Below are 17,730 nucleotides of genomic sequence, written 5' to 3' on the forward strand. Positions count from 1 at the left end.
AAAGCGCTCGGCGGCGTAGTGGCGGCTGGCGGAGGTGACGGCGGCATGGCCGAGCCAGATCGTGGAGTCGCGCCAGCTCGGTTGCGCTGGCCCGGACTTCACGGCATTGCGAAACAACGTCCACTGCACGCCGAAGGCGTTGCCCTGGGCGTCCTTGAGGTTGGCGGTGACGTACCACCATTCGATGCGAAAGCCTGGATGTGGGCCGTGGTCCTCGGGGAACGCGAACACTTTGCCGGGCACCACCTGGACGAAGTCGGCGGCATCGCTGCCAAGACCGGCAAAGCTTTCCTGGGGTGCGGGGGCTTTATCGCATGCGCTCAGCAGCAGCAACAGCGCCAGCCCCAACGCTTTAATCTTCATGGGCAAACGTCCTCAACAAATCCGCCGGGCGGCTGCGGTACAGCTGCCACAATGGCCAGGCCGACGCCAGCAGCGTGGCAAGCATCGCCAGGCCCATCAACTGCGCCAGCTGCCCGGGGAACACCTGCAATGGCAGGCGCCAGCCAAAGGCTTGCACGTTGATCACTGCATCCAGGCACCACGCCAGCAGCAGCCCCAGGGGCAACGCCAGCACCAGGGTAAGCACCGCCAGCAGCCAGGTCTGGCCCAGGTTGAGCAGCATCAGTTGGCGGCGCGTGACCCCCAGTGCCCACAACGGCGCCAGTTGGCCGAGGCGACTCTGGCTCTGGGTCAACAGGCTGATGAACAGCGCCACACCCGCCACGCCAAGGGTCAGGCTGTTCAACGCGGCGGTGGCGGCGAAGGTGCGCTCGAAGACCTGGCTGGACCACCCCTTCAGTTGCTGTTGATCGATGATGCGGCTGTCTTCCAGGTCGAACTCACGCTGCACATCCCGCACCAGCGGCGGCACATCCTGGGGTGCCACGCGCAGGTTGAAACGCACCGGTGACAGCGTCGGCCAATGCGCCAGCAAGTGCTTGGCGTTGACCAATAGATGGCCCTTGGGGTTGCCGTAGTCGGCGTAGATGCCGACGATTGTCGGTGCCCATGGGCCCTGGGGCGTGGGGAATTGAATGGTGTCGCCCAGGCGCACGTTCAAGCGTCGCGCCAATTGCTCGCTGAGCATCACGCTGTCGTCCTGCAGCAAGCGGTCCCAGGGTGCGCTGGCCGCCTCCAGCAGCGGCCAGTGCTGGCGATAGGTGGGGTCGTCGACCACGCCGAACACCTCCGCCGGCCAGCCCTGCAACTGCACCGCGACTTGCCAGCCGGGCAGCACCGCGCACACCCGTGGTTGTTGCGCCAGCCAGGTTTGCAAGTGCTGCGCCTGGGCCGGATTTTGCGGGTTGAGGTACAGCTCGGCGGTGAGACGCTGCTCCAGCCAGTTATTGAACGTGCTGCGAAACCCCGACGTCATGGAGCCCGCACCGATATTCGCCGCCAGGGCCAGCAACAATGCCATCAGGGCCAGACTCAGGGCCGGCAATTGCTGACGGCAGTCGGCGAGAAACCATTGGCCCAGCACCGAACGGCTGCGTCCCAGCACGCCCTTCAACACCCCATTGAGCAGCACCGGCAGGCCGAGTGCGGCGCCCAGCAGCAAGGCCGCCATCAGCACGAACCCGGCGGTCAGGCTGTTGCCCCAGACCAGCGCCAGCAGCGCAACGACCAGCGCCACGCCCGCCACCCAGCCCTGGCGTCGCAACCAACGCCCGTGGGCTTCGTGCCAGGCCTGGGCGTTGGCCAGCGCCAGCAGCGGCAGGCGTGCCGCGCGCCACAGGCTGCTGGCCCCGGCGAGCAACGCACCCAGCAGGCTCAAGCCCAGGCCTGCCAGCCACCACCAGGGGCTCAAGCTCAGTTGGCCGGCGACTTCGGCGCCATAGAGGCCGCGCAAGCTGGCCGCCACATCCGGCAGCAAAAGACTGGCGAGCAGGTATCCGCTGGCAACGCCGAGTACGCCGCCCAGCAGCGCCAGGAATCCCAGCTCCACGCCCAGGCTCAGGATCAGCAGGCGTGCGCTGACCCCGCAGGCACGCAAGGTGCGCAGCAGGCCCCGGCGCTGCTCCAGGGCCAGGCCGATGGCCGCATGCACGATAAACAGCCCCACCACAAAGGACAAAAAGCCCAGGGCGTCGAGGTTCAGGTGAAAGCTTTCGGTGAGGCGCGAAAGGTTGTTGTCGTCGCCCTGCTTGAGTTGCAACCCGGCAGGTGGCGTGGGATGACGGGCGGCGAAGGTGTTGTCCAGCAGCAGACGCGACAGCCGGCCCTGCATGTCGAGCAACGGTTGGGCGAAACCGATATCGGTGAGCAGCATGCCGGGGGCCATGTCCGGCTGCACTTGCAGCGGCGGCAGGCGTTGCCCGTTGGCCGTCAGCGGTTGCTCGCCTTCCTGCAGGCCGAGCGCCTGCAAGGTTTGCGCGGCAATCCAGGTGCGCCCCGGCGCGTCGAAAAACGCCAGTATCTGCGCCTGGCTCAAGCGTTGCCCCGCCACGCTGCCGCTGCCGGGCAACGACACCGGCTCGATGCCCATCAATTGCAGACGCTGCTCTTCATGCCCCTTGAGCACCACCCGCCCCTGCACCACCGGTGACACCGGCCACCCGGCACGGCGCAGTTCGGCGAACACGGCTTGCGCGAATCCGGCACCGTCCGGCGCACTCAGGCTGGCTTGCGGTTCGCCGCCGATCAATTGGCTGGCCCGCGCGTAACCGTCCCGCGCCTGACTATTAAGGGCCTGCACCCCGGTCAATAACGCGGTGGCCAGCCACAGGCCGGTCAGCACGCTGAAAAACTGCACCGGGTGGCGCCGCCAATGGCTCAACAGCGCACGCAGCGCCCAGTAGAACACTGCCATCTCAGCGCGGCTCCATCGGCACGACGCGGCCGTGATGCAACACCACCTGCTGATCCAGGCGTGCGGCCAGGCGCGGGCTGTGCGTGACCATCAACAGGCTGGTAGGGCTGTCGCGCAACAGGTCGAGCAGCAGTTGCAGCACCTCATCGCTGGTGGTTTCGTCAAGATTGCCGGTGGGCTCATCGGCCAACAACAAGCCGGGGCGCGACGCCAGTGCACGCCCCACCGCCACCCGCTGTTGCTGGCCGCCGGAGAGCTGTTCCGGGTAACGCTTGAGCAAATCGCCCAGGCCCAGGCGCTCCACCAACTGCGCCTGCCACTGCGCATCGAACCGCCCGGCCAGGCGCGCCTGAAACGCCAGGTTGTCCTCCACACGCAAACTGCCGATCAGGTTGAACTGCTGGAACACCAGGCCGATTTCGGTGCGCCGCCACTGGGCCAGTTGCCCTTCGTTGAGGCGATCCAGGCGCTGGTCGCCGATCAGAATGCTGCCGCCATCCACCCGATCCAGCCCGGCCACCAGGTGCAGCAACGTGCTTTTGCCGCTGCCCGACTCGCCCATCAGCGCCAGGCTGCTGCGCGCCCCCAGGTGCAGGTCGACACCCGCAAGAACTGTCAGCGGGCCTTGGGGGGTGGCGTAATTTTTAACAACACCTTCTACCTGCAACATACGAACGCTCGGGTTAAGGACTGCAAACGAGAATAACGGCTGATGGACGTTCCCACGCAATTTTTTCACATTGATTTCACCGCCTGCCCACTCCGAACACTTTAAATTCCCCACCCTCGCAGCACTAACAGACAACTTTAAAGTTGCCCCACGCGTTGCTTCTTAATACCCATATGTTCAGCTGAAAGACAGCAGCCTTGTGACAGGCTTTTGCTCCACCAGGAACATCTGCCGTATGAGTTGCGCCGGTCTTTTAACAACAAAACAATTACGTGTACCTATGGTGAACAGCGTGGCAGACATTACCCTGACCAAACCCCGAAGGGCGAGGTTACAGCGCCTGAGAAAATTCCGCGTGCCGGTGGCGGGCGTCATCGTATTCGCCCTGCTGCTGAGCGCTTTTTTATTCTGGCCAAGGTCACCGCAGGATCTGGGCACAGGCAACCGCCTGGTCACTTCCGGGGTGCTGGCCGGATGGCGCAACGGCGACCTGATCGTGCTGGTGCGGCATGAAGAGCGTTGTGATCGCTCGGACAATCCCTGCTACGGACCCGCCGACGGCCTGACGGTCAATGGCACGCAACGCGCGGCCGCCCTGGGCAGCGCCTTTCAAACACTGGGCATGGAGCGCACCGACGTGCTCAGCAGCCCCACCACGCGCACCGCGCAAACGTCGTTGTTCATGTTCGGCAAGACCGAGTTGTCCCCCGGCCCCCTCGCCATCTGCGGTGACGCCATGGGCGAAGAAGCCCTCAGCCATAAACAGGCGGGGCGCAACCTGATGCTGATCACCCACAGCGCCTGCATGAGTGACTTGCAGGAGGCCCTCGGCTATCCCCATGCACGGGCTGCCGAGTACGGCAGCGCCGTGTTCGTGCAGGTATTGCCCGACGGCAAACTCAAAGCCATCGGCACTATGAAAAGTCAGGACTGGGCGGCCGCACTGAAACAACTTTAAATACACTTTTTTACATATTGCCGAGTAGTGCGTTCAGCAAAACGACAGCCCGCGTCTGGCATGTTAAGCGCGCCTGTTAGTTCAGGACGCCCTAACTTTTCTGATGAATCAGTGATTATCTTAATGTTCGACGCCGTTGATTATTCAAACTTCGCGCCTGCCCCTGAACATCAAGCAGCGAGGTGTTCATGACCCGATTGAAGCCCTTGCCGGTGCTGCTGCTTGGCCTGGTGATTTTCCTGGTGCTGCCGTTGGGTTTGCACGGTTTGTGGACCCCGGATGAAACCCGCTACGCCCAGGTCAGCCAGGAAATGCTGATAAGCGGCAACTGGGTGGCGCCGCACTTCATGGGGGTGCGTTATTTCGAGAAACCGGTCGCGGGTTATTGGCTGATTGCCCTGGGCCAGGCCGTGTTTGGCGAGAACCTGTTCGGCGTGCGTATCGCCTCTGTCCTGACCTCGGCGTTGAGCGTGCTGCTGGCCTACCTGATGGCCCGCCGCCTGTGGAACGACCCGCGCAAAAGCTTTGCCTGCGCGCTGCTCTACATGAGTTTTGGCCTGGTGGCCGGGCAAGCCGGGTATTCCAACCTCGATCCGCAATTCACGTTCTGGGTCAACCTGAGCCTGGTCGCCCTCTGGTTTGCGCTCGACGGCACCACGCCGCGCGCGCGCCTGGGAGCCTGGGCCGTACTGGGACTGGCCTGCGGCGTGGGCTTCATGACCAAGGGCTTTCTGGCGTGGCTGTTGCCGGTGCTGATCGCCCTGCCTTATATGATCTGGCAGCGCCGCGTCGGCGAGTTGCTGCGCTACGGCCCGTTGGCGATCCTCGTCGCGGTGCTGGTCTGCCTGCCGTGGGCGCTGGCGATCCATGGGCGCGAACCGGATTACTGGCGTTTCTTCTTCTGGCATGAACACATCCGCCGTTTCGCCTCGGACACTGCACAGCATGTGCGGCCAGGGTGGTTTTTCCTGCCGATCATGGTGGTGGCGTGCCTGCCCTGGTCCGGTCTGCTGCCCGCCACCCTGCTCAACGCCTGGAAACACAGGCGCGAGCCGGCCATAGCCTTTCTGGCCCTGTGGCTGTTGCTGCCCCTGGGCTTCTTCAGCCTGAGCAGCGGCAAGCTGCCCACCTACATCATGCCGTGCCTGTTACCCCTGGCGTTGCTGATGGGCCATGCCTTGATCGACCTGCTCAACCAGCGCAAAACCCGTGCGATCTTCATCAACGGCACGCTCAATTTCATCCTCGGCATGACGGCCATGGTGGCGCTGATTTACCTGCAGATCGCCAACCCGATCTACAGCAACAGCCACGCCGAAATGTTCAACCTGTCCCTGGCCTTTATCGTGCTGCTCGGCTGGATCCTGGCCAACCTGCTGCAAGCGATGCGCCCGTTGACGTTATGGGCGATGCCGGCCCTGGGTATCGGCCTGCTGGTGGCGCTGCTGCCGGCGAGCATGCCGCAGATCATTGCGGATAATGAAATGCCCGACCCGTTCGTGCTTGAGCATCTGGATGAACTGCAACACACCCGTGCTCTGCTGAGCAATGAACTGGGTTCGGCGGCGGCCCTGGCCTGGCGCCTGCGCCGGCCGCAGGTGGCGTTCTACAACACTGCGGGGGAACTGCGCTACGGCCTGGATTACCCGGATACGCAACAGCGCAAGGTCACCCTGGACAGCGTTCAGTCCTGGTTGAAGGATGCTCGAACGCAGGGTTCGGTCGGCGTGCTGATGCGCGTCAAGAACACCAGCGAACACCTTGAAGAAGGCCAACTGCCGAGCGGTGGCAAGCGCTACCGCAAGGGCAACCTGGTACTGACGATTTACCCTCAACAACCTTGATCACCCTCACAGGAAAAGCCCATGCGCTTGTGCAAAACCGAACGCGGCGCCCTCATTTTATTGCTCGGCGTCTCGGCCTTGCTCCTGCTGCTGGGCCTGGGCAGTCGCGACCTGTGGGGGCCGGAAACGCGCTGGGCGAACATCGCCCTGCAGATGCTGCAAAGCGGTGACTACTTCGATCCGTACCTGAAGGGCGCGCCCTATTACGACAAACCCCTGCCCTCCTACTGGCTGATCACCGGTCTGGCCAACATCATGGGCGGCCTGTGTCCCTGGTCACTGCGCCTGTCATCGGTGATCGCGGCCTGGCTGAGCATCTGGCTGGTGTACCTGATCGGCGAACAGCTGTTTCGCAAAGGCACCGGACTGATCGCCGGCTGGATGCTTGCCACCACCTTCTACTTCCTGTTCTGGGCCCGCGTGGCCACCGCCGATGTGCTGACCGTGTGCGGCGTGCTGGCGGCAGTCTGGTGGTATTGGCGCGGGCCGGACGACACCCGGCTGGGGCGCTATACCGTGTTCTTCCTGTTGCTGGCGGCAACGTCGCTGTTCAAAGGCTTGATCGGGTTCGTGCTGCCGGGGCTGGTGCTGCTGCCGCATCTGCTCAGCCAGCAGCGCTACAAACGCCATCTCAACCCGAGGCTGGTACTGGCGCTGCTGATCGCCGGCGCGTTCTATGCGATTCCTTTCGTACTGTCCCATCTCTACGGCGCCCCCACCTACGGCGAGAGCGGCCTGCAACTGGTGTTTCGCGAAAACGTGGTGCGTTTCTTCGACCCCTTCGACCATATGGGCCCGATCTACACCTACCTGATCTACCTGCCGGCCTACACCCTGCCGTGGGCGCCGTGCTGGGTGCTCGGCGCATGGCTCGCCATCCGTCACTGGCGCCATACACCGCCTAACGTGCGCTGGCTGGTGTGGGGGCTGGGCCTGTTGTTCGTCTTCTTCACCGCCAGCGGCAGCCGACGCAGCTACTACGTACTGCCCCTGGTGCCATTTGCCCAACTGCTCGGCGCCTGGTGGCTGAGCGAACGCCTGCACCAGCAACCGGCCCGGTGGCCGCGCTGGCAAAAAGGCTTCGGTATTGGTGCAGGCCTGCTGCTGTTGGTGCTGGGTGTGATCTACCCCTGGAGCACCGGCAACGGCGGCGTCACCCGCTTTGCCGAGGATGTAAAAGCCCAGGCTGTGAAAAGCGCACCCTGGAACCAATGGCAACTGGTGCTGGTGGAAGTGGACAACAAGTTGCCGATGTACCTGCAAAACGGCGGCAAGCCGTTCTACTACGTCAGCGAAAACCAAGACTTCCCGCGCCAGGGCGACAGCGCCGCGTTCATGGCCTGGCTGGAAAAAACCAGCGGCCAGGGGTTCGATCCGCAACACACGATTATCGTTGCGCAGTACTCCAGGCAAGACCCCCAGCCGTTGGCATTTTTGGCGGCTGATCATCAAGTGGTCACGACGCAGCCGGACAATGGCGAGCGGTTATTCAAGAGTCGATCGGGGGGGAGCGTGGCGTTTATTCCCGACGGGCATTGAGTGGAAGGGGGCAAGCCCCAATGCCAGTCACTCAAGGCTTTTTGTAGGAGCGAGCTTGCTCGCGAAAAACGTCAACGATAACGCGTGCTTTCTGAATGAGCGCGGTGCCTGTGAGTTTTTCGCGAGCAAGCTCGCTCCTACAGACGGCGCTTTCAGTGCCTGGATTCGGCGGCGGTGGTTGAGATGCAAGGCTGACGGCGTTCGATGGCGGGGCAGGCAACACCGTTAAATGTGGGAGGGGGCTTGCCCCCGATGGCGGTGGGTCAGCTGATACATCCACTGCTGACACTCCTTCATCGGGAGCAAGCCCCCTCCCTCAGTGTGCCTAGATTCGGCGGCGGCGGTTGAGTTGGGGGATGGCGGTTTGCGCCACTTCCACCGGCGGCGCTTGCGGCAGCGTGCGCGCCGCCAGTTGCGCCAGTGTCGGCTGGCTGAACAGCGTCCGTGCATCCACCTCCAGCCCGGCCTTGCGCAGGCGGGCCACCAGGTTGACTGCCAGCAACGAATGCCCGCCCAGTTCAAAGAAGTGGTCGTGCCGCCCTACCCGTTCCAGTTTCAGCACCTGCGCCCAGATCGTGGCCATCAGGTTTTCCACCTCGCCCTGAGGCGCTTCATAGGCGCGGCTGATCACCGCTTCCAGCCCCGGCTCCGGCAAGGCCTTGCGGTCGAGTTTGCCCGCGGGGTTGAGCGGCAGTTTATCGAGTTGCACGAAGGCGGCCGGCACCATGTATTCAGGCAGCTGTTCCAGCACATGGGCGCGCAACGCATCCAGGCCGGGGGCCTGCTCGCGCAGGGTGAAGTAGGCCACCAGGCGCTCGTCGCGAATCAGCACCGCCACTTCGCGCAAGGCCGGATGAGCGGCCAGGCGCGCTTCGATCTCGCCCAGCTCCAGGCGCACGCCGCGCAGTTTGACCTGGAAGTCATTGCGCCCGAGGAATTCCAGGTTGCCGTCCGGCAGGTAGCGCACCAGGTCGCCGGTGCGATAGAGCCGGTCGCCGGCGACGAAGGGGCTGTCGATGAAGCGTTCGGCAGTCATCTCGGCCAGGCCCAGGTACCCACGGGCAACCCCGACGCCGCCAATGTGCAGTTGGCCGCTGATGCCCATCGGCACCGGTCTGTCGTGGTCATCCAGTACATACAGGCGGGTGTTGTCGATCGCCCGGCCGATCGGCAGTTGCAGCGCGGGCACCGGCGCGCCCGGTTCCAGGGTCCACGCACTGCTGTCCACCGTGGCTTCGGTGGGCCCATACACGTTATGCAAGCGCACGCCAGGCAAGCGCGCCTGCACCCCGCGCGCCAGGGCCTCGGTCAGCTCGCCACCGCCGCACAGTACGTCGGTCAGGCTGGTGCACAGGGATGACGCTTCCAATTCGAGAAACTGCTGCAACATCGCCGGTACGAACTTGATCACGCTGATGCGCTGCTCGCGGATTACCTGCGCCAGGTACGCCGGCTCGCGATGCCCGTCGGGTCGCGCCAGCACCAGGCGCATGCCCTGGGTCAGCGGCCAGAACAGCTCCCACACCGAGCCGTCGAAGCTGAACGGCGCGCGTTGCAGCAAGGCACCACCCGCGGTCGGCGGGCACAGCCGGGAGCCCCAGTGCATGAGGTTGCCCAGGCCGCGATGCTCGATCATCACGCCCTTGGGGGTGCCGGTGGAGCCGGAGGTGTACATCACGTAGGCCAGGTGGTCGACCGTCAAACCCGGCACCACGGGGTTGTCGGCCGGTGCCTGGTGCCAGCTGCAGTGGTCGAAATCGATCACCGGCACCGCCACATCCTGCACACAATCACGGGTGGCGGCCTGGAGCAGCAGCGCCACCGGTTGGCTGTCTTGCAGCATGTAGGCCAGGCGCTCGCGGGGATAGCCTGGGTCCAACGGCACATAAGCGCCACCGGCCTTGAGAATCCCCAGCAAACCCACCACCAGGTCCAGCCCGCGTTCGACGCACAGCGCCACCCGCGAATCGGGCTTTACACCCTGCTCGCGCAGGTGAAAGGCCAGCTGATTGGCGCGTTGGTTGAGTTCGCGATAGGTCAGTTGCTGCGTGCCTGCCTGCACCGCAACGGCATCCGGCAGTTGCCGCGCCTGGGCCTCGAACAGCGCTTGCACGGTGAGGGTTTCGGGATAGGCGGTGACGGTGGCGTTGAAGTCCACCACCAGCTGTTGCAACTCGCTGGAGGGCATTACCTGCACATCGCGCACCGGGGTCGCCGGCGCCTGTTCCAACGCCTCGACCAGACCGCCGAGCGCGGTGGCGAAATAACCCAGCACACGCTCGGCCCCCACTGTACGCGGCGCCTTGGCCTTGAGCCGAAAGCCGCTGGCGATGTCGTCCACCGTGAGCATCAGCGGATAACTGAGGATGTCCTCGCTGCTGAGCAAGGCGATGCCCGGCACCAGGTTCAACGCCGGCTCGGCGCTGGTGTGACGATAATTGAGCAGGCTGTTGAACAGCGGCGCGGCGCGGCTGCAACGCTGGGCCAGGGCCAACGAGGCTTGCTCATGCACGAGCAAGGCGCTCAGTTGCTGATGGGTGTCGGTCAATGCGTCTGCCACGCTTTGCCCGGCCAGGCGCACGCGCAGCGGCAAGGTGTTGATAAACATGCCCAGGGCACGATCCGCGCCCTCGCCCGCTTGCAGGCGACCGAGCAACACCGTGCCGAACACCACATCTTCGCGGCCGGCCACGCGGCTGAGCACCTGCGCCCACGCGAGGTGAAACAGGCTGGCGGCACTGACCCCAACCGCGCGAGCCTGGGCACGCAGGCGTTGGTTGAGTGATGCATCGAGCGCCTGCACGCACTCTTCGATTTCAGCCCGATCGGCCTGGCGCTCCTGCAAGCCGAAGGCCAGCGTCGGTTCATCCACGTCCGCCAGGCGCTCACGAAAGAACGCCTCGTGGGCCGCTTGCCGCTGTACTGAACGGGTCTGCGCGACCACGTTGCGGTACGGCACCGGCATCGGCAACTGCGCCTGTTGACCGAGCAGATGGGCACGAATTTCGTCCACCAGCACGGTGGTCGAGGTGGCGTCGTTGACCAAGTGATGGAAGCGCAGCCTGGCCACCCAGCGCTGCTGGTGCGGTTCTTCGGCGTAATCCAGGGCCATCAGCGGCGCGTGGCGCAGGTCCAGCGGCCGGGCGGGGTCACGCAGCGGTTCGAACGGCAACTGCGCGTGCCGCCACACCACCTGCATCGGCTGTTCAAGGGCATCCCACACCAGGCTGGTGCGCAGGATGTCGTGACGGTCGATCACCTGTTGCAGCGCCTGGGCAAACGCGTCCAACTGCTCGCGGCGCGCAAAACTGAACATCGCATGCTGCTGGTAGGGATCGCGCTCGTCGGTGATGTGGTGATAGAGCAAGCCTTCCTGCAACGGCGCCAGCGGGTAGATCTCCTGCACATTGCCGGCGCCACCGGGGATGCCGGCGACGATGCGGTCCAGGCTGGGCTGGTCGAGGTCGGCCAGGGCAAGCATGTCCGCCGTAATCTGCGTGCAACCGGCCGGGATGCGATTGGCCGGCACCGCCACTTCGCCGCCGTCACTGGCCGCCGCCAACGCGGCCAGGGTGGGCTGGCCGAACAACACCTGCACATCGGCCTGCAGGCCCGCCTCGCGCATGCGCTGCACCAGCTGCACCGCCAGCAGCGAGTGCCCGCCCAGTTCGAAGAAATGGTCATGCCTGCCGACCTGTTGCACCTGCAGCAACTCGGCCCAGATCTGCGCCAGGGTGGTCTCGACGCCCTCGCGAGGCGCCTCATAGCGGCGGGTGACAAAGGCCGCCTGGGTCGGCGCCGGCAACGCCTTGCGGTCGAGCTTGCCATTGGCGGTCAGGGGCAACGCGTCAAGATGAACGTAGGCCGCCGGCAGCATGTAATCTGGCAGCGAGACGTGCAGATGGGCGCGAAGGGTTTCGATCTCCACCGGGTGATGCGCGATGAACCAGGCCAGCAATTGCCCTTCGCGATATTCCACCACGGCGGTCTTGATCGACGGATGCGTCGCCAGGGCCGCTTCGATTTCCCCCAGTTCGATACGCACACCCCGGATCTTCACCTGGTCGTCATTGCGCCCCAGGTATTCCAGGCTGCCGTCCGGCAGCCAGCGCGCCAGGTCACCGCTGCGGTACATACGGCCGCCGCTGAAGGGGTCGTCGAGAAAGCGTTCGGCCGTCAATTCAGGACGGTTCAGGTAGCCGCGCGCCACGCCTTGGCCACCGACATACAGCTCCCCCACGACGCCAACCGGCACCGGCCGTTGTTGCGCGTCCAGCAGGTAGATAAGGGCATTGGTAATGGGCGCGCCGATGTGCAGCGGCTGGCCGGCGTCAACGCGCCCGGAGGTGGCGACCACGGTGGCTTCGGTCGGGCCGTAGTTGTTGATGACGTCGAAGCGTTGCGCGCGGTTGAACCCGCGCAGGCGGTCGCCGCCGATCAGCAAGGTGCGCAAGGTGGGGTGCGCCAGGTTCTGGCTGAACGCGTATTCGGCCACCGGCGTGGGCAGGAAACACACGTCCAATGGCTGGGCGCGCCACCACTGGAGCAGCGCATCGATATCTTCCGCGCCGTCATGGGCGGGCGGCAGGTGCAGGGTCGCGCCGACGCACAGCGCCGGCCAGACTTCCCAGGCCATCGCATCGAAACCAAAACCGGCGACACTGGCGGTATGGCTGCCCGCGTGCAGGTCGAAGGCCTGGCAATGCCAGTCCACCAGGTTGGACACGCTGTGGTGCTCGACCATTACGCCCTTGGGCAAGCCCGTGGAGCCGGAGGTGTAAATCACATAGGCAAGGTGGGCCGGAGTCACTGCGACCTGGGGGTTGCCGTCGGCGCCGGGGTCGCTGGAGGCGTCCAGCGCAAGCACCGGCACACCCAGGGCCGGCAGGCGATGCAGCAGGTCGCGCTGGGTCAGCACCGCCACGGGCGCGCTGTCGTGCAGCAGATAATTCAAGCGTTCGGCGGGATGGGCCGGGTCTATCGGCACATAGCAGGCGCCGGCCTTGAGCACCGCCAGCAACCCGGCCAGGGTCTCCAGGCCGCGTCGCGCCAGCACCGCGACGCGGTCATCCGGCTGCACGCCGTGGGCCAACAGTTGGTGGGCCAGCGCATTGGCCTGCCGGTTGAGTTGCGCGTACGTCAGTTGCCGTGCCTGGTACACCGCCGCAACCGCGTGCGGCGTGCGCTCGGCTTGAGCCTCGACACGCCCATGCAGGGTCTGCGGCGCGGTGTTGGGTTGCGCGGTGGCATTCCATTGCTGCAACCGGGCCTGGTCCTGAGGCGTCAGCAACGCAAATTGGCCCACCGTCAGCGTCGTGTCTGCCAGGCCCTGCTCCAGCAAGCCGGTGAGGCGCTCTGCCAAGGCCTGCATGTCGCCCTGCTCGAAGTACGCCTCGTTATAGACGCAATGCAGGCACGCCGTGTCCTGGTAGCGGTTGCTGCGCAAGTGAATCGCCAGCGGCAGCGGCTCATGGTGGTTGGACACCTTGACCGCACGGGCCTGCACCTGACCGTAGAGCAGGTCATGGTCGTCCTGCTCGAACGACACCGACAGGTCGAACAACTGTCCGCGATCCGTACGCCGCAGGCCCAGTTCGCGGTTCATCTCACTGAGGGGGAAGCGCTGGTGGCGCATGTCCTGCTTGAGCTGATCGCGCACACCGCGCACCAGTTCAGCGAAACTCAAGGCTTCGCTGAACTGCAACCGCACCGCGCTGACCTGGGCGAACAAGCCGACCGTGGCGCGAAAGCGCGCGTTGGAGCGGTTGAGCATCGGCAGGCCCACCACCCATTCATCGCGCTGGCCGGTACGGGTGAAATACACGTACAGCGCCGCCAGCAACACATGGAACGCCGAAGCCTGGTAGCGGCTGGCCACGTGTTCCATGCGCTTGAGCAGCGCCACCGGGAAGGGTTGCACGCACGTGTTGCTCGCGGCCTTGGCGGTGTGCCTTGGCGTGAGCAGCGGCTCGGGCAGCACCTGGTATTTGTCCAGCCAATAGTCGCGATCGCGCGCGTAGCGGGCCGATTGCCGGTAGCGCTGGTCAGTGTCGATGTAGTCGATATACGACGGCGCCACCCCCTCCGGTTGCCGGCCGTGCTGCACGGCGGTGTACAGCTGGGCAAGGGACTGCAGCATCTGGCCGAACCCCCAGCCGTCGAGGATCAGGTGGTGGGCCTGGGTGCCAAGGCGGTAATGATCGTCGTCGAGCTTGATCAGGAAAAAACCAAACAACGGTTCGCCGCTCATGGCGTAGGGCCGGGCCATTTGCGTCTGGATCAAGGACTGGGCGGCGGCCTCGGGGTCGGGCAAGCCGCAGAAGTCGTACTGCGGTACTTCCACCGTCCATTCGGCGGCGAAGGTTTGCCGGGGCAAGCCATCGGCGCCGCTGTGCAGTTGGGTGCGCAATGCGTCGTGCCGGGCCACCAGCAACTCGATCGCACGCTGGATCAATGCGGGTGCGACGGCGCCGGCCAGATCAACGTAACCGCCGATGTTGTACAACGGCGAGTGACCCACGCGCAGTTGGTCAAGCCAGATGTCGTGTTGCGCGGCGGTAAGGGGGAAGCTGGCCGGCGGGCTGGAAAGTTGCGTCATAAGATCCTTCTCATGGGGGGTCAGGCACTGGCCGCGCAGGGTCGCCCATTACCACGAATTGAGCGGATTTGAGCATGGTCAAGCACAGGCGCCTGACACCCGAAACCCGGACATCCAAACGGATCGACAAGGGCTTGTCGGAGGGTTCATTGCTGAAACGATGAAAGCCATGTAGGAGATTGGCTATATCTGTCCGACGTTTAATTTGAAAAGTATTTTTTAATTTGTGTATTTTCTTTATTTATCAGCATGTTAAGCACCATTAAAGATTCGCCCCTCCTTTTCGTCTGCTGAATTATCTGCAGGAAACGTCGAATTAATGACGCGGATTTTATGGCAGCTTGTGTCCCTCGTTTCTGCTACATACGTAGGACAAATCGCTATGGCTAAATGAAATCTCGAACGCCGAGTTACGTTCAAGCAGTACGGAGCGCCCCGAACAGACCCAGGGCCTCCGTTGACGGTTTTCGACATCAAGGATGAGATGGCTATGAGTCTGACCCCTAGTATTACCGACACCCAGAACCCACAGTTCTACGCCGAAATGGGCAAGCTCATTTCCAGCAGTGGCCAGGCCAATTTCGCCGCGAACATGCTGCACCTGGTGGACAAATGGATACCGGTTCATCTGGTGGACCTCAGCGAATGGAGCCTCGATGAACTGCGCGACAGGGTGCTGGATATCAAGCTGCTGGGCAGTGCCGGGCTGAACGAAGACCTGCCCGCGCCCCAGACACTGCACTCGCTTGACGACCATCCGCTGCTGCGCCAGATGCTGCGCATGCAGGACCCGCTGCTGATCCAGATGAAAGCCAAGGCCGACAGCGCGCACCCGCGCGGCAGTTCGCACCAGTGCAACCTGGTCTCGCGCCAGGGCCATCGGCGCTGTGTGATTTCGTTCTACCGACCGCCTGCCGAGCGCGGGTTTTCCCTGGCGCAGCTGTCGTTTCTCAAGTGCCTGTCCGAAACCTTGCTGCCGTTGATGGAGCGCCACGTGCAGATCCTGCGCCAGGCGCCGCACACCGAGGCGGAGCCTGGGCCCATCGGGCTGGAGCAGTCGCAATTGCAGCGTGAGTTCTACAAGCGCCTGGCGCTGAGCGACATCACCCTCTCGGCCCGCGAGCAGGAAGTTTGCCTGGGCCTGTTGACCGGCGGCACCGTGCCGCAGATCGCGGAAAAACTCAGTGTGAAAAACAGCTCGATTGAAACCTACCTCAAGCGCGCCGCCGCGAAGCTCGGCGTGAGTGGCCGACACGGCCTGGCCAAATGGATGGTGGGCGCCTGATGCAAAAATTCACCCTTGCCGCCGTTGGCGCAGCCTGGATGCTCGGCGGGTGTTCGCTGATCCCCGAGTATCAGCGCCCCGACGCGCCCGTGCCGACCCACTACCCCCAGGACGGGGTGTACCGCCAGACGCAGGCCGGCACACTGCCCGGCACCGTGGACTGGCGCCACCTGTTCCACGACCCGGCGCTGGCGCCGTTGATCGACGCTGCATTGGCCAACAACCGCGACCTGCGGGTAGCCGCACTGAATGTGCAGGCCTTCCAGGCGCAGTACCGCATTCAGCGCGCCGACCTGTTCCCGGCGGTGTCGGCCACGGCCGCCGGCAAGCGTCAGAAATTGCCGGCGGGCGTGACCGGCACCGGCCAGTCGGCGATCACCGCCAACTACTCCGCCACCCTGGGCCTGAGTGCCTATGAACTCGACCTGTTCGGCCGCGTCCGCAGCCTCAGCGAACAGGCCATGCTGACTTACCTGGGCACCGAACAAGCGCGGCGCAGCGCACAGTTGAGCCTGGTGGCCAACGTCGCCAACGCCTACCTGACCTGGCGTGCCGACCAGGAGTTGCTGGCCCTGGCCGAGCAGACCCTGGCGGCCAACGATCGCAGCTGGCAACTGACCCGCCGCAGCAAAGCCGCCGGCAAGGCCTCGGCGCTCGACGTGGTGCAGGCGCGCACGGCGGTGGAAAGTACCCGTGCCAGCGTGGCCCGCTACGAACGCCAGGTGGCCCAGGACCTCAACAACCTCACGCTGCTGGTCGGCGGCCCGGTGGACGCCAACCTGCCCGCACGCGCCCTGGCCGACGACCTGGTAGCCCAGGTGCCTGCGGGGCTGCCTTCAGACTTGCTGCAACGGCGCCCGGACATCGTCCAGGCCGAATACCAGTTGCAGGCGGCCAACGCCAATATCGGCGCGGCCAGGGCGGCGTTCTTTCCGTCGATCACCCTGACGGCCAACGCCGGCAGCACCAGCACGCAGCTCTCCGGTTTGTTCAAGGGCGGCGCGGGCACCTGGACGTTCCAGCCGCAAATCAATCTGCCGATCTTCAACGCCGGCAGCCTGCGTGCCAGCCTTGATTACGCCAAGCTGCAGAAGGACATCACGGTGGCACAGTACGAAAAGTCCATCCAGACCGCCTTCCAGGAAGTCGCCGACGGCCTCGCCGCGCGCCAGACCTTCGACGACCAACTGAACGCGCAACGGGATTTCGTCGCCGCCAACCAGCACTACTATGACCTGGCCCAGCACCGCTACCGCAGCGGCGTCGACAGCAACCTGACCTTTCTCGATGCGCAGCGCGCGTTGTTCAATTCACAGCAGGCGCTGATTGTCGATCGCCTGGCGCAACTGGTGGCGCAGGTGAACCTGTACACCGCGCTCGGCGGCGCGTGGGATCAGCCCCCAAGCCTTGCAACTGCACGCTAGGGCCGCTTCAGACCGGCAGTTTGGGTATCACGGCCACGGGGGGCGTGTGCGGTGCGTTGTCGCTGTTCATCCAGGTTTTAAGCGTTGTCACCAGCGTGCACAGCAATTTCAACAGCTCGGCCATTTCCAGGTCACTGCGGTTGGATTTTAAAACCTGGCCAATAACATGATGGGCCGGCACCTGGCCAAAGCGCTCGAATGGATCAAGGGTTTTACCCGCCCGTGGAGAAGTTGCACCGTCAGCTGTGTTGAGCGTGACCATTGTGTATAGCCTCATTTAACGAAAGGATCGAAATCGCAGTGCGATCAAGGATGCATGACTTGCCCACCGTCACCGTCGGGCATTGAGTTCAACAAGCACTCATGCGTGGCCAGCCGGTGGGAAAGGTTCCTGATGCCAACGTGGGCGTGCGGTAACAACATCCTTCTACTTCAGCCGATTTCTATCGGAAAACTCCGCAAGCCCGTAATGTCGTTCAGTTAAGGCTTTTTGTAGGAGCGAGGGGGGCGCCTAGCTCTTGCTCGCGAAAAACCACAGGCGCCGCGTTCAATCAGGAAACACGCGTTATCGTTGACGTTTTTCGCGAGCAAGCTCGC

At 64.2% G+C, this 17,730-nt stretch carries 10 protein-coding genes; 5 read left to right on the forward strand and 5 right to left on the reverse strand.

Translation table 11 applies throughout. From position 1 onward, the window contains the following. The 3 genes from BFP93_RS05825 to BFP93_RS05835 all read right to left on the reverse strand — a co-directional run. A partial coding sequence (locus tag BFP93_RS05825) for a lipocalin-like domain-containing protein (protein WP_305116790.1) occupies window positions 1-363 on the reverse strand: 363 nt, incomplete at its 3' end. Beyond that, the gene (locus tag BFP93_RS05830) at window positions 353-2,815 is read right to left on the reverse strand and encodes an ABC transporter permease (RefSeq protein ID WP_065892407.1); all 2,463 of its coding nucleotides are present in this window, start codon (window positions 2,813-2,815) and stop codon (window positions 353-355) included. The genes BFP93_RS05825 and BFP93_RS05830, both read right to left, overlap by 11 nt. Window position 2,816: 1 nt before the next feature. Beyond that, window positions 2,817-3,485 carry an ABC transporter ATP-binding protein gene (locus tag BFP93_RS05835; protein WP_057721635.1) on the reverse strand — a complete coding sequence of 223 codons (669 nt, stop codon included), beginning with the start codon at window positions 3,483-3,485 and terminating at the stop codon, window positions 2,817-2,819. A 280-nt stretch (window positions 3,486-3,765) separates the two neighbouring features. Between BFP93_RS05835 and BFP93_RS05840 the strand changes: the two genes are divergently transcribed. The 3 genes from BFP93_RS05840 to BFP93_RS05850 all read left to right on the forward strand — a co-directional run bounded on the left by BFP93_RS05840 (window position 3,766) and on the right by BFP93_RS05850 (window position 7,826). Beyond that, entirely contained in the window at window positions 3,766-4,443 is a 678-nt protein-coding gene (locus BFP93_RS05840) for a lipopolysaccharide core heptose(II)-phosphate phosphatase PmrG (protein WP_065892408.1), read from the forward strand. Window positions 4,444-4,631: 188 nt separating this feature from the next. Further along, a complete protein-coding gene (gene arnT, locus BFP93_RS05845) occupies window positions 4,632-6,287 on the forward strand; it encodes a lipid IV(A) 4-amino-4-deoxy-L-arabinosyltransferase (protein WP_065892409.1) in 1,656 nt (551 codons plus the stop codon). Window positions 6,288-6,308: 21 nt separating this feature from the next. After that, on the forward strand, window positions 6,309-7,826 hold the full coding sequence (locus BFP93_RS05850) for an ArnT family glycosyltransferase (protein ID WP_065892410.1): 1,518 nt from the start codon (window positions 6,309-6,311) through the stop codon (window positions 7,824-7,826). A gap of 325 nt (window positions 7,827-8,151) precedes the next feature. On the opposite strand, the gene BFP93_RS05855 is transcribed toward BFP93_RS05850, so the two are convergent. After that, entirely contained in the window at window positions 8,152-14,424 is a 6,273-nt protein-coding gene (locus tag BFP93_RS05855; protein WP_065892411.1) for a non-ribosomal peptide synthetase, read from the reverse strand. A gap of 490 nt (window positions 14,425-14,914) precedes the next feature. On the opposite strand from BFP93_RS05855, the gene BFP93_RS05860 reads away from it, so the two are divergent. After that, window positions 14,915-15,709: a helix-turn-helix transcriptional regulator gene (locus BFP93_RS05860; protein WP_065892412.1), complete on the forward strand. Its 795-nt coding sequence runs from the start codon at window positions 14,915-14,917 to the stop codon at window positions 15,707-15,709. Continuing rightward, entirely contained in the window at window positions 15,709-17,133 is a 1,425-nt protein-coding gene (locus BFP93_RS05865) for an efflux transporter outer membrane subunit (protein WP_065892413.1), read from the forward strand. Before BFP93_RS05860 ends, BFP93_RS05865 begins: the two co-directional genes overlap by 1 nt. Before the next feature lie 7 nt (window positions 17,134-17,140). Here the strand turns inward: BFP93_RS05865 and BFP93_RS05870 are convergent, their stop codons facing one another. Then, complete coding sequence (locus tag BFP93_RS05870) at window positions 17,141-17,395, reverse strand: hypothetical protein (RefSeq protein WP_065892414.1); 255 nt, start codon at window positions 17,393-17,395, stop codon at window positions 17,141-17,143. Window positions 17,396-17,730 lie beyond the last annotated feature (335 nt).

The sequence above is a fragment of the Pseudomonas sp. 44 R 15 genome, from assembly GCF_900004965.1.
Lineage (GTDB): Bacteria > Pseudomonadota > Gammaproteobacteria > Pseudomonadales > Pseudomonadaceae > Aquipseudomonas > Aquipseudomonas orientalis_A.

What these genes read in the sequence shown, in the direction of transcription:
- BFP93_RS05830 (WP_065892407.1), bottom strand. Translation starts at nt 2,815, where the DNA reads ATGGCAGTGTTCTACTGGGCGCTGCGTGCGCTGTTGAGCCATTGGCGG.
- BFP93_RS05835 (WP_057721635.1), bottom strand. Translation starts at nt 3,485, where the DNA reads ATGTTGCAGGTAGAAGGTGTTGTTAAAAATTACGCCACCCCCCAAGGC.
- BFP93_RS05840 (WP_065892408.1), top strand. Translation starts at nt 3,766, where the DNA reads ATGGTGAACAGCGTGGCAGACATTACCCTGACCAAACCCCGAAGGGCG.
- arnT (WP_065892409.1), top strand. Translation starts at nt 4,632, where the DNA reads ATGACCCGATTGAAGCCCTTGCCGGTGCTGCTGCTTGGCCTGGTGATT.
- BFP93_RS05850 (WP_065892410.1), top strand. Translation starts at nt 6,309, where the DNA reads ATGCGCTTGTGCAAAACCGAACGCGGCGCCCTCATTTTATTGCTCGGC.
- BFP93_RS05855 (WP_065892411.1), bottom strand. Translation starts at nt 14,424, where the DNA reads ATGACGCAACTTTCCAGCCCGCCGGCCAGCTTCCCCCTTACCGCCGCG.
- BFP93_RS05860 (WP_065892412.1), top strand. Translation starts at nt 14,915, where the DNA reads ATGAGTCTGACCCCTAGTATTACCGACACCCAGAACCCACAGTTCTAC.
- BFP93_RS05865 (WP_065892413.1), top strand. Translation starts at nt 15,709, where the DNA reads ATGCAAAAATTCACCCTTGCCGCCGTTGGCGCAGCCTGGATGCTCGGC.
- BFP93_RS05870 (WP_065892414.1), bottom strand. Translation starts at nt 17,395, where the DNA reads ATGGTCACGCTCAACACAGCTGACGGTGCAACTTCTCCACGGGCGGGT.